Genomic DNA, 14,161 nt, shown 5'->3' with positions numbered 1-14,161 from the left:
GCTATTGCCCGGCGCCGTTACCTACCACGTCAATCTGGAACGTCGCCGCGCCGTAAGCGTCGTTGCAGGTCGACGCGCCGGGCGCGCAGCGAGCCTTGCCTGCGAACGGCGAGTCGCTGCCCGTGCGCCGCGCGGCGGCCTGCGCTTGCGCACTCGCCGGGATGTCTGCAAAGACATCGCCCTGCCGCAGCCCGGCGTCGGTGAAGTCGCGTGGCTCGGGCGAGACGAGCACGAGGAAATGAATCGGGCCGGCCGGCGCGTCTGCGAGCATCGGCCAGCTCGCACGTGGCAGCGTGAGCGTTTGGCCCGCCGCGATACTGTTCGCCTTGTCGCGCTGGTTCGGCAGCAGCATCAGATATTCGCCCTGCGGATCGACCATGAACGCATAGACGTGGCCCGCGCGGTTGCTCGTCACCTGGAATTGCAGGAAGTCCTTCTTGATGCGCGCCCTGGTGCTGTGCAGCTTCGTCGTCACGCGGATCGACGGATCACTCATCGCGACGATGCGTTCGAATTCGCCGGACGGCGTGAAGGGGGGCAAGGGCGGCGCGGCAGCGGCTTCGGTTGGCGGTGCGCTAGCGGCCGGAGGGGCAACCGGAGCCAGTGCGGCTGTCCCTGCCGGGGTGCTTGCCGTGGCCGCTGGCGGCGGCACGGGTGGCAGTTCGGCGGTGGCGCTTGCCGGCGCTGCGGGCGTGGCGGTTGTGGCGCTTGCCTGAGTCGAGGCGGCAGGCGGCGCGCCCGAAGGCCGCAGTGCGAACCACGCGCCGATTGCCGCAATGATCGCGACGCCCGCCCCCACGGCGGCGATCGTGCTGCCGCGCTTGCTGCCCTTGCCGCCCGCAGCGGCCGCCGTCGCCGCGTTGGATGCGCGACCGGGGGGGAGCGTGCGTGCCGCACTGTGCGAAGCCGGCGCGCGGTTCTCGCCAGGCGGCGCAACGGGGGGGCTGGCACGCTGCGCGGTGCCACTCGATTCCGCCCGCGACGCCGTGCCCGTCTCGTCGTCGTCGAACGGCGGCGCATTCGCTCCATCGCCCAGCGCAATACCCAACTCTGCCGCGAGCGCCTGCACATCCTGCGGACGATCCTCGGGCCGCACGGCCAAGGCGTGGTCGATCGCGCGCAAAAAGCGCTCGCTGTAACGGTCCGCCGCGACAGTCGCGAGGGGCACGTAGCTGTCGCTCATCAATCTCCCGACTGAGGCCGGTGGAGTCGCGCCTTTGATGGCGTAGTACACGACCGCCGCGAGCGCGTAAATGTCGGTCCACGGCCCCTGTTTCATCGAGGGGACTTCCGCGTATTGCTCGACAGGCGCGTAACCGGGCTTGAGGATGACGGTGAGCGCCTGCGTCATGTCGCCGATCACGCGGCGCGCCGCGCCGAAGTCGAGCAGCAGTGGCCGCTGGCTGCCCTTGAGCAGCATGATGTTGTCGGGGGCGATGTCGCGGTGGTAGCACTGCGCCGCGTGCAGCACGCCGAGCGCTTCCAGCAGCGGTGCGAGCAGCGCTCGCAGCCATGCCTCACCGGGCGGCGTGGACATCTGGCGCAGCGCTTCCTTGAGCGTCAGGCCTTCGTAATACGGCATCACCATGTAAGCGGTGCCGTTCGCTTCCCAGAACCGGTAGACCTTCACGAGCGAGTGATGGTCGAACTGCGCGAGCAAGCGGGCTTCGTTGATGAAGCTTTTCAGGCCCGCGCGGAAAGTTTCTTCATGGCGTTGCGAGCGCACCGTCACGTTGCTCGCATTGGCGGCGCGCGTGGCGAGGGACGCCGGAATGTACTCCTTGAGCGCCACGTGGCGCCGCAGCAAGGTGTCCCATGCGAGATAGACGATGCCGAAGCCGCCTTCGCCAATGAGCCCGACGATCTCGAACTCCGCGATCACCGTGCCGACCGGCAGCGCCTCATGTGCGCCGGCTTCGGCGCTGCCGGCCTGTGTGGTCTGGGTGGCCGGCGCCGCGGCGGCCTGCGTTTGCAGGCGCGGCACGAGGCGAGTGGCGTCGTCCTCGGGGATCGGCGTACCGGTGGTTTCGTCCGGGCTGTCGCGCTGCGGTGCCTGAGCCGATGCGCGGCCCCCTTCAGACGCGCGCGCGTCGTCCTGTCCGGCCGGTGCGGACACGATCAACGTCTTGTCGTCAGGGCTGTTCATCTGGCTTCGCTCCGTGGGCATGGCCTTGCGCGTCATCGCGCCGTGTGCAGAGCGTGGCGTGCGCCTCGCCCGCGTGCGCGCGCACCCTTGTCTGCAAGACGAACGAACCGGTGGATTTTTGAAAGCGTAGCAGCTGGACAGGCATTTTGTCGGGGGCACCCATCGGGATTTCAAAATTTCGCGGGCTTGCTCGTCTATGTCTTTGAAACGGCCCGGTACGGATATCGCACCGGACTCGCCCGCGCAAGTGTCCAGCAGGATGCCCGAAGTGAAAAAAATTCAATTCGATGTGGCGGGTAGGTACACGGTCGTGCTGCGCGCGAGCGCCCGTTGCGCGCGCGCGGCGCGAGGGGTGTCATCCATCCGGCGCGGGGTGCTGCGCCTTGGCGCCTGCTGCGCGCTGGCCAGCGCGCCTGGCTTGTTGCTCTTGCCGTCCACGGCGCAGGCCGCCGGGACTGCCAGCGACGCTGGCACCGCCGCGCCCGGTCTCGCTCCAGAATCGCAGGGCTTTCGCGAAGCCGCCGAACGCGAGCGCGATGCCGAAACGCTGCAATCGCTCACCGACGAAGGCCGCCTGCTGCTTTCGCGCGACCGCGTCGAACTGCCGGCTTACGAATATTGCAGCATGTCCGTGGCGGCGGCCGAGCGCGGCGATTTCCGTGACAGCATCAACGCGGCGGCGCGCGCGCTCGTTGTCGCCGAGCGTACCGATAACGCCGACCTCGCCGCGCTCTCCAAGCGCGATCTCGCTATCGCGTACAGCTATGCCGGCGACCTCGACGACGCGCAGAAGTACGCACAGCAGGCGCTCGCCTCGCATCCCAAGGCGCCCGAACAGGTCTTCGCTCCCGCAAACAAGGTGCTCGGCGACGTGGCCCTGCGCCGTGGCGACGCACCGGGCGCGCTCGCCGCCTACGACGAAGCAATGCTGACCGCCTCGCCGCGCTACCGGCCTTTCGTGCAGCTGTCGATCGCGAACGCGCAGATCGCCATTGGCGACACGGCCGCCGCACGGCAAACGCTGGAGGCCGCGAGCCCGCCGCCCAGCGCAGACCTTGCGCCCGCGTATGGCCGTATCGAAGGCAAGTTGCTGCTCGCGGAAGGCAAGCCCGCCGAGGCGCTCAAGGTCTACCAGGCGCAGCTCGCCGGGGGCGCGACGAGCGACGCGAACTACGACAACCTCTGGGTGCACGAGGGCATTGGCCGCGCATATCTCGCGCTCGGCGACAAAGAGCACGCGCGGCAAGCCTTTTTGCAGGCCGTGGACGACTCGGAAAAGATCCGCGCGCGCTTTCGCAGCGACGAGTTCAAGACAGGGCTTTTCGGCGATACGCAAGGCGTTTTCGAGGAAGCCATCGCGCTCACTGTCGATGCCGGCGACTACGAAGCCGCCTGGAACCTCTCCGAGCGCAGCCGTGCGCGCGCGCTGCTCGACGTCGTGCGCAACCGCGTCGAAACGGGCGTGGACAACCAGCAGTTGAATGGCATGGTGCCTACGTTGCAGGCGGTGCGCGACGCATTAAAGCCGAACGAGGCGATCGTCGAGTATCACAGCCTGCCGAAGACGCTCGTGGTGTGGGTGATCCGCAAGGACGGCCTCTCGGGCCATACGCTGCCGCTTGCGCGCGCCGATATCGACTCTGCCGTGACCGACGTGCGCAATGCGATCGTGCACCGCCGGCCTGCCGCAATCACCTACGGCGACAAGCTTTACCAGTTGTTGATCGCACCGCTCGCGCTGCGTTCCGACGAGCGACTCGTCATCGTGCCGCACGGCCCGCTGCATTATCTGCCGTTCCAGGCGCTGCACGGCCCGAACGGCTTTCTGATCGAGCAGCACGCCATCGCGCTCGAACCTTCGGCGAGCATCGCCTTGCAACTGGAGGCGCGGCGCCAGCAGGTGGCGAGCAACCTGGTGGCGTTCGGCAACCCGCAAATCGCGCCACAGTTCGCGCTGCCGGGTGCGCAGGCCGAGGTGGAGGGCATCGCGCCGCTGTTCGCCTCGAAAGCGCTGTTCCTGCAAAGCGCGGCCACGCGCGCGCAGTTCCGCGAAAGCGCGCCGGCGGGCCGCGTGCTGCACGTGGCCACGCACGCCGAAGCCGACACGATCGACCCGCTCCATTCGCGCATCCTGCTCGCGCCGGCGAACCAGCCGGCCGACGGCCCTGACTCGCTGCTCGCACTCGACGTCTACAACCTCAAGCTCAACAATGTCTCGCTTGTCACGCTCTCCGCGTGCGAGACGGGGCTGGGGCGCATTGCGAGCGGCGATGAAATCCTCGGCTTCACGCGGGCGTTCTTTTACGCGGGCGCGACGAGCCTGATCGTTTCGATGTGGCCGGTTGCCGACGAGTCTACGGCGATCACCATGCGCACCTTCTATTCGCAACTATCGCAAGGCAAAGAAGCCATTGACGCGATGCGCGCCGCACAGCTCGCCGTGATGAAAGAGCCGCGTTTTGCGCATCCGTTCTTCTGGGCACCATTCGACCTGATGGGTGGCTGGCGTTTGAGCATCGCTCGCGGAATATAACATGAGAACAGGACTCCGAACGATTGCCGCCTTCGTGTCGGCTAGTAGCGCGCTGGCTTGGGGCCAGACGCCGCCGCCGAACGCGGGCGCCATACTCAACCAGGCCTTGCCGCCGAACTCGGGCACCATCCTGAACCAGACCCAGCCGCGCGAGACGCGCCCGGAACCGCTGGGGGGCCAGAACGCACTGCCCGCGGTGCCACAGGCTCCGGGCGAGACCGCGCAGCCGGGCGGCCCGACGTTCGTGCTCAAGTCCCTCACGCTCAAGGGCAACGACACGATCCCCACCGACGAGCTGCTCGCCCCTGTGCGCGAGAAGATCGGGCAGCCGACGAGCTTCGCGGATTTGCAGGCCATTGCCGCACGCATCACCCAGGTCTATCGCGACCGCGGCTACGTGCTCGCACAGGTGGTGATTCCGCAACAGGACGTGACCTCGGGCGACGTCCAGCTCAGTGTGCTCGAAGGGCGCGTCGGTCACGTGCGGCTCGACGTGGCCGCCGGCACGCCGATCAAGGAGTCGCTCCTGCGCGAGCGCGTGGAGCAGATTCCCGTGGGCGCGCCGTTGCAGGAGCAGGTGCTCGAGCGCACCATGCTGCTGCTTTCCGATTTGCCGGGCATTACGGTGACCTCGTCGGTGGAGGCGGGCAACGAGCCCGGCACCGTCGATCTCACGATCAACGTCGCGCCGGCGAAGCGCTGGACCATGGCCGCCGACCTCGACAACTACGGCGCCTCGACGAGCGGCACCTGGCGGCTCGGCGCGCTCGCGCGGCTGAACTCGCCGTTCGGCATTGGCGACAACCTCGACTTGCGCATTCTCGGTGCGGAGCGGCTCGACACCGCTTACGGGCGCGTTGGCTACGAGGCGCCCGTGAACGCTTACGGCACGCGCGTGGGCGTAGCCCTGGCGCGCATGAACTACACGCTCGGCAAGGAGTACTCATCGCTCGACGCGACCGGCGACGCGACCGTCGCCGATCTCACCGTCACGCATCCGATCCTGCGCACGCGCAACCAGAACCTGCTAGGCCGCGCCAACTTCGAGTATCGCGACCTCTCGGACAACATCGGCGTGGTCGACGACCACAACCGGCGCTCGATGGTGGAAGGCAGCCTCGGGCTCACCTATGAGAGCCGCGACACGCTGTTCGGCGGCGGCTTCAACAGCGCGGACGTCGCGCTGTTCATCGGCAGCCTGCATTTCAAGGACGAAGCGAACTACCTGATCGACCAGTCGCAGTACGGGCGCAATACGGCGGGCAACGAGGTGCGTGCGACATTCTTCGCGAACCGCCTGAACGCAGTGACCGAAAAGATGAGCCTCTTCTTCGGCTTCTCGGGACAGTGGGCGGCGACGACGCTCGACAATTCGTCGCGGTTCCTGCTGGGCGGCCCGCATGCGGTGCGTGCCTATTCGCCCTCCGAAGGATTGGTCGACGAAGGCTTCGTCGCCACTGCGGAGTTGCGCTACGCGTTCACGCCGCAGATCACGGCCTTCACGTTCTTCGACTTCGGCACGGGCTGGTACAACGCGAATCCGCGTCCTAACCAGGGGCCGAACAACATCACGAGGAGCGGCGCGGGCATCGGTGCGTATGTTTCGCTGCCGTACGGATTTTCGTGGCAGGGCACGGTGGCGTGGCGCACGACGTCGCCCGACACCACCGGCAACGACAAGCTGCCCACGTTCTACATGCAGTTGACGAAGACGTTCTGACGCCGCTGGCGTCATGCACGGTCCGGCCGCGAGGCGCGGACCACGTTTCGCAATGGTGCCGGGCGCGAACCGGCGCGAGGGGTGCGGTATGAACAAGCGTGGCAGAACGCAGCCGGCGTGCACCGTGCGGCCGCTGCAAGTGAAGGCGATCGCGAGCGTCGCGGCCGCGCTGTTCGAGGCGGCTTACGCGCCGTTGCTGTTCGCCAATCCGACCGGTGCGCAGGTGGTGGCGGGCGGCGTGACGGTGAGCACGCCCTCATCGTCGCAGATGAACATCACGCAGAGCACGCCAAACGCCATCGTCAACTGGAACACGTTTTCGATTGCCACGGGCGAATCCGTGAACATCGCGCAGCCATCGGCTCAAGCGGCGCTGCTCAACCGCGTGATGGGCAACGATCCGAGCACGATCGCGGGCAGCCTGCGCGCGAATGGCAAGGTTCTCCTCGTGAATCCGGCTGGCGTGATCTTCTCGCCGGGATCATCGGTCAACGTGGGTTCGCTTGTCGCTTCCACGCTCGGCATTTCGAATGCGGACTTCCTTGCGGGTAATTTCCACTTCGTCGGCAAAGCGCCGGCTGCCGTGACCAACGCCGGCACGATCACGGCGGCCGACGGCGGCACCATCGCGCTGCTGGGCGGCACGGTGACCAACAGCGGCACCGTGGCGGCCAGGCTCGGCACCGTGGCGATGGGGGCGGGCGGCGACATCACACTCGACTTCGCCGGTGACGGGCTCACGACGATCAAGATCAACGCGGGGACTGCGAACGCGCTGCTGGGCAACACCGGCACGCTGGCCGCGGACGGCGGCACGGTGGTGATGAGCGCGCAGACGGCGCAGGCGCTCGCGGATACGGTCATCAACCAGCAGGGCATTGTGCGAGCGCAGAGTCTTGCCGAGCGTGACGGACACATCATTCTGGACGGCGGCAGCAATGGCGTGACGCTCGTTTCCGGCACGCTCGATGCTTCGGGCGGCGCGGGGCTTAAAGGCGGGCAGGTGGATGTGACGGGGTATGACGTGGCGCTGCTCGCCGGGGCGAATGTGAATGCGAGTGGGGCGGCGGGTGGTGGCGCTGTACGGTTTGGAGGCGGGGCGGCTGGCGCAGACCCGTCGATCCGGAATGCGAACGCGGTGTGGATGGATCCCACGGCGCAGATTCATGCGGATGCGCTGACGAACGGTAACGGTGGGCATATTGTTGCTTACGGGACGACGGCGGCGCGGCTCTACGGCACGTTGAGCGCGCAAGGCGGTCCGCAGGGCGCCGATGGCGGGTTGATCGAGACGTCGGGGCAAGCGCTCGATGTGAGCGGCTCGACGATCAACGCCTCCGCACCGAAAGGCAACGCCGGCACGTGGCTGCTTGATCCGTTCTCTGTCTATATCGAGCAAGGCGGTGATCAGAGTGAGAGCGTTGGCACGCCGGGCGGCTCGGTCGAGTACGGCCCCCTCACGGCGGGTACGACGATCACCAACGGCACCATCAACGCGGCGCTCAATCTGGGCACGTCGGTGAAGATTGCTACCGGGACTGACGCGGATGGCGATGTCGGTGACATCAACGTCCAGTCGGCGATCTCCAAAACGTCGGGCGGCAACGCAACATTCACGCTGGAGGCTTCGGGCTCGGTGACGATTGGCTATGCGGCGAGCATCTCGTCGACGTCGGGGGCGCTGGGTCTGGTGATCGACGCGAATGTCGGGGGGGCGTCGCCGGGCAGTGTCGTGACACTCCAGAATACGAGCATTACGACAAATGGTGGCAGCGTGCAGATCGGCACGAACGGTCAGAGCCCGATCGGCATCGGCTCGTCGACGATCAATACGCAGGGCGGCGACCTGACGCTCACCGGCAACTCGCCGGCGAACGCCAACGCCGTGACGGCAATTTCCATCAACAGCTCGCTGCTTTCGACGGCTGGCGGGAACGCTACCCTCACGGGCACTGTGCCGGACACCAGCTCCGGCGACGGCATCTCCCTGGTCACCAGTTCGATCACCACGAGCCGCGGCAAGCTCTCGCTCACCGGCACCGGCGGCAGCACCGGTGGCGTAGGTTCGGCGGGCGTGTACCTGAGCAGCTACTACACAGATCCGGTCACTCAAGCCGTCGCAGCGACGCTCGATAGCGGGGGCGGCGCGATTACCGTAACCGGCACGCTCGGCTCGACTGCCGCGGGGGCGACCAACGGCGGTTCGGGTATCTGGCTCCAGTTCGCGAATCTGGTTGGCACAACCGGCAACGTGACGCTCACGGGCACGGTCTACTCGAATGCCGCCAGCACGGGCGTTGTACTGGGTTTAGGTAGCTCAGTGAGCGCGACCAGCGGAAATGTCAACGTGACCGGCGCCGTTAACACCGTCGCGAGCAGCGGCAGTACCGGGAGTGATGCACAAACACACGCACTGGCGTCCGGCTCATATCCAGTCGTAACGCCGGTGACAGACTCGCCGTCAACGACTGGCGGCACCGGATCGACCGGCTCGTCGCCAACGCAAAGCGAGACTGGGCCCGGCTCGCCGCCAACGCAAAGCGAGACTGGGCCTGGCTCGCCGCCAACCAACGGCGAGACAGGAGGGAACGACGGCGCTGTGGCAGGTAACGCCCCGTTGGGGCAGGGCGTGCAGATATACGACGCGTCGATCAGCACGGTGGGCGGCACCGTCACGGTAAGCGGGAGCATGCCGTCGACGTACAGCGGCGGAATCGGCACCGTGATCGACGGATCGACAATCAGTACATCGAGCGGCGCGATCGCACTGTCCGGGCAGAGTATTGGCACACCGTCCGCGAGCGCGGCTGTGCAAGGCATCGTGCTGCGAAACCCATCGGGCAGCGCGACGTCAGTTCAGTCGAACAGCGGCCCGATCAGTATCAACGGCAGCGGCTCGGGTTCGGGTACTGAGGGTGTGCTGATCACCGACGCTACGAAGATTCAGACCACCACCAGTGGCGCAATCGACATTCGCGGCGCGGTGCGAGGCGCGCCGCAGCAGAGCGGCAGCACCTCGAACGCGCAAAACGATGCCGGCGTCGTGATCAACAATGCCACGGTGAGCGCTCCGGGCAGCATCTCGATTGCCGGCTCGACCGACACATCTGATTACGGCGTAGTGCTTGGATACGCGGTGAGCGGCTTCTCGACCGAAGGCTCAGTGGCGATTTCGACCGGTACAGGTGGCTCGCTCATACTTCGCGCGGCCAACGACAACACGGCGAAAAGCCTCGTCGCAAGCGGACTCACTGTGCAGGTGCCGGCCGGCACGCTTGTCATCGCGCCGGCCTCGGTCGATCCAACGAGCTTCGCGATCGTCGCGCAGAACGCCACATTGATCACGCTGTTCGGCACCGGCACCGGCATGACGATCGACGCCGCTACGTTCGCGGCGCTCACGCAGGACGTCGGCACGGTGATACTGGGATCGAAGACACAGACCGGTCTCATCACCGTGGACGGCGTCTGTGCTGCCAATAGTGATACGTGCGTGCTGACGCGCCCAACGTTCACCACGAACCTGACGCTCGAGAACGATGCCAGCGGCAGCCAGGGAATCCAGTTGCCATACGGGCTTTCGGTCGGTACGAGCGGAACGCTGGGGTTGGCCTCGGCGGGGACGGTCACGCAGGGCGGGCCGGTGACCGCAGGGACGCTCGCCTTGGTCGGAGCAGGTACATTCACGCTGACCAACGCGAACAATAGCGTGGCCACGCTCTCCGTGAACAGCACCGGCAACGTGACGTTGACCGATGCGACGGGTGTCGAACTGTCTCCGGCTCAGGTGGCCATTTTTGATCCCGGTTCGGGAACGTTCGGAGCAGTCGCTTATAAGGGTGACGTCTCGCTAACACCGGCAGGCAACCTGACCGTAACGGCCAACGGCGATATTGGCTTGGGCTATGACGTGCACGACTCGGGCAGCAATTCGACATTTTCGTTACAGGCTGCGGGCAACATCTATGTGGAGACCGACGGCACGGTCACTTTCACGTCGACCGGCGGCCCGGTCAATGTCGTATTCGACGCGAATGTGGGGCCGAACGCGACGCCGGGCAACTACGTCGTCCGGCTCGATGGGCTCACGCTCGACACCAACGGCGGCACGTTCACGATCGGCGACACAGGCAAAAGCGCGGTCGATATCGAGGATTCGTACATCACCACGGAAGCCGGCGCGATCGGCATCACCGGTACGAACGCGGCCGGAGTCGGCGTCGCAATCGGGTATTCGTTCATCGGCACGGGTATGGGCAACGTCACAGTGAACGGCACGTCAACCGGTGGCATTCGCACTGACGACTCGGCAGGCGTGTATCTGTACGACAGCGGAATTCAGACCGGCGGCGGTTCGATCTCCGTGACCGGCAACGCGGAGTTCGCGGCTGGCACCGACAACGGCGGCGTCGTTGTCGCCGGCGATTACAGCGGCACGGCGGGCGGCAGCGCCGCCGACGCGTTCAGCGTGACCGGCAGCGGAACGATCGGACTGACCGGCACGGCGTCGAACGGCAATTCGAGCACCGCCACGAATGGCAATGCCTATGGTGTCCTGGTCGGGGACGCCACGCTCGCGGCGCAATCAGGGAATATCACGCTGAACGGCACCGCCACGGCGCCCGGTATGACAACGGGCGGCTACGCGATCGGCGTCGACGTGATCGACGCCACGATCCGCACAACATCAACCGGCGCGATCGGGCTCACCGGTACCGCGACGTCGACGGGCTATGGATATGGCATCGCCATTTCGGGCAGCGCGTTGAACACGGGCGGCGGCGACGCCACGATGAACGGCACGCTCAACGTTTCGGCCATCGGCAGCGGCACGGTGCCTGCGCAGAATGCATATGGTTTCGCCATCGGCACGTCTTCGATATCGACAGGAGGCGGCAACGTTTCGATTACGGGTACGGCGAGCAGCGCGGTTTCCGACCCTCATGTGGCGACCGGCGCGCTCCTGACCGGCACCACGGTCGACACGACGAGTGGCAACGTGACGGTGGTCGGCACGGGCCAAAGCGCGTCCGGCGCGGTGGACTACAAGAACGGGACATGGATCTACGATTCGAAGCTCACGACGACGACCGGCAACGTATCGATCACCGGCAATTCGAACGCGCTGGGTAACGGCGTGCTGTTCAGTTACAGCGGCGTCAGTTCCACGGGCGGCTCGATTACGTTCTACGGCACCAGCGGAATCGCCGGTCAGGGAGCGCCGTTCAGCTTCAGCTACGGCGTGTACATGGTCGGTGCATACCCGACGGGCAGCGTTTTCGCCCCAGGCAGCGCGTCAAACCCCACGCTCTCAACGACGGGCAACGGCACGATCGAGATCACAGGGACGGCGGCCGGTAATTACGCGCGCGGCGTGGAACTCGACAACGGCGCGCTGACAACGGCCAATGGAGCGATGACGCTCAACGGGACGGCCAACGTGGCGAAAAGCGGCACCGGTGTGCGCCTCAGCAACATGCTGCTAACCGCGAACGCCGGCACCGTGCAGGCAACCGGAACAGTGAACGATGCGCCGGGGGGGACAGCGGACGGGTATGGGGTGTGGACGGTCGGCAGTTCGATTCTGACCGACCAGGGTGGCGTGACGTTGAACGGCACGACGGCGGGCGCGACGTCCTACGCGTATGGCGTGTATCTCGATGGCGGCTTCGCCGCTGGAACCACCGTGCAGCCGACGATCCAGACTGGCAGCGGCGCCATTTCAGTCACCGGCAACGTACCCGCGACGCAAACTGGCAGCGTCGCGGTCGATCTTGTCGGCGCAACCGTCACATCGAGCGGCGGCGCGATCACGCTTAAGGGCAATACGACGGGTACGCCTGCGAGCGGCCTGTCCTCGGACGGCGTGGTGCTTACGAGCCTCGTGCCCGGCACGGTCACCACGCCCACCTCGGTCACGACCGGCAGCGGTACGCTTACCATTGACGGCAGCGGCTTCGGCACCAACGCCCAAGGCGTCCTCGTCGCCGGCGGCTCGACGATCACCTCCAGCAACGCCGGCACCATCGACATCCGGGGCGTGGCAACGGGCCCGACCAACGGCGGCACCCAATACGACTACGGCACGCTCATCTATAACGGCACGATCTCCGCCACGGCGCCCAACACCACGATTTCGATCGCGGGTTCGACCAACACGGCCGATGCCGGCCTCGCCTTCGGCGCCGCGCCTGTGCCGAGTACGTTCACTTACGCATCCGGCCCCGTGAAGGTCAACGCCGGCACCAACGGCACACTCGCCCTGCGCGCTGCCAACGACGGCACCACGTCCAGCTTCGTCAACGACGGCGCGACCATCACGGCGAACGACGGCACGCTCGCGCTGATGCCCGCGAGCGTCAACCCGGGGACCTTCAACTTCACTGCGCTGGACGGCACACCGATCACACTGTTCGGCACGGGCGCGCCAGGCCTGAGCATCGACGCGACGGCGTTCTCACTGTTCAGCGGCTTCTCGACATTCGTGCTCGGCTCCAGCACGCAAACGGGACTCATCACGGTGAGTGGCGTATGCGCCTCGTCTAGCTCATGCACGTCGCTGACCAAGCCCAGCATGAACGAGAATCTGACGCTCATGAATTTGGGCGCAGGCAGCCAGGGCATTCAACTGCTCTACGGTATTTCGCTTGGCGCCAACACGCTCACGCTGGCTTCGGCGGGCGCGGTCACGGACCCCGGCGGCATTCAGGCGGCCGGGTTGCTGCTCGACGGCCCAGGCAATTTCACGCTGAACGACCCGGAGAACAACGTGGGCGTGCTCGCCATGCTCAACGTCGGCAACGTGAACTTCCTGAACTCGACGAGCTTTGTGATTGGCCCGATCGTGAGCCATTCGTTCGATGCGGCGTCGAACACGGCGGCCACGATCGACGCGACCAACTCGAACCTCACCGGCAACCTGCTCGCTCAGGCTGCAACGGGTGGTATCGGCCTTGGCGGCGGCGCGGCATCGGCAGGCGGTCCGACGGGCGGCGCCAACACGAACCTGAGCGCGGGCGGCACGATCGATCTCGTGATGGAGAACGGAGTGTTCACCGACAACGGTACCGGTTCCGTGAGCGCGAATAATGGCTGGCGCATCTGGGTGTCCACCTGGGTTGGGGAAACGCGCGGCAACGTACAGCCCAACACGTTGCAGCCTAACTTCTACGGCTGTAGTTTCGGGGCCGGCTGCGTATGGGGCGGCACCGTGCCGCTCACGGGCGACCACTTCGTCTATGTCGCGCGGCCCACCGTGACCGTAACCGCGAACGGCGTGACGCGAGTGTGGGGCGCGCCGAACCCGAACTTCACGTATACGACGAGCGGGCTCATCAACGGCGACACGGCCGCTGGCGCATTGTCGGGCACGCTCTCGACGAGCGCGAATTCCGGTTCGCTGCCCGGCCAGTACGCGATCGATCCTTCATTCCTTTCAGGCGTGGGTTACATCGTGATCGAACAGCCGGGCACGTTGAATGTGGTTGTGCCGCAGCCCACGTATGCGCCCGACTTGCCTCTCGCTGTGAGCGGCTTGCAGTCTTTCTTCGGACCGAGCGAGAAGACCTTCGTCTACGAGAACAACCTTCAGGGTACGAACATTTGCGTGGGCTCGAACCAGCCGCTCTTTACCACCGCGCCGCCCGGAGAGAACCAGGACCTGCTCGCGGTGGAGTGGAAGCGCGTGCGCTCGCAACCCAATCTGAACAGTTGCATGCTGCTTAACGGGCAACATGGGTGTGGAGACTTCTGAAGCGTTGAG

The 14,161-nt window shown here is 66.1% G+C and carries 4 protein-coding genes; 3 read left to right on the top strand and 1 reads right to left on the bottom strand.

The annotated features are described in order from the left end of the window. Position 1: 1 nt before the first annotated feature. Positions 2–2,146 (bottom strand): serine/threonine-protein kinase, encoded by a 2,145-nt coding sequence (locus tag C7401_RS24525; protein ID WP_112174044.1) that lies wholly within the window; start codon positions 2,144–2,146, stop codon positions 2–4. Positions 2,147–2,414: 268 nt separating this feature from the next. Between C7401_RS24525 and C7401_RS24520 the strand changes: the two genes are divergently transcribed. The 3 genes from C7401_RS24520 to C7401_RS24510 all read left to right on the top strand — a co-directional run bounded on the left by C7401_RS24520 (position 2,415) and on the right by C7401_RS24510 (position 14,152). Beyond that, positions 2,415–4,679, top strand: a complete 2,265-nt coding sequence (locus C7401_RS24520) for a CHAT domain-containing protein (protein ID WP_258397216.1) — start codon at positions 2,415–2,417, stop codon at positions 4,677–4,679. A gap of 1 nt (position 4,680) precedes the next feature. After that, entirely contained in the window at positions 4,681–6,399 is a 1,719-nt protein-coding gene (locus C7401_RS24515; RefSeq protein WP_112174004.1) for a ShlB/FhaC/HecB family hemolysin secretion/activation protein, read from the top strand. 88 nt (positions 6,400–6,487) lie between these two features. Then, positions 6,488–14,152, top strand: coding sequence for a two-partner secretion domain-containing protein (locus tag C7401_RS24510; RefSeq protein WP_181565674.1), 7,665 nt, complete (start codon positions 6,488–6,490; stop codon positions 14,150–14,152). Positions 14,153–14,161 lie beyond the last annotated feature (9 nt).

Origin of the sequence: Paraburkholderia unamae, from assembly GCF_003268775.1 — a bacterium.
Taxonomy (GTDB): Bacteria; Pseudomonadota; Gammaproteobacteria; order Burkholderiales; family Burkholderiaceae; genus Paraburkholderia; species Paraburkholderia unamae.
Note: the sequence above shows the minus strand (reverse complement) of the source record. Positions and strands in the feature narration are given on the sequence as shown.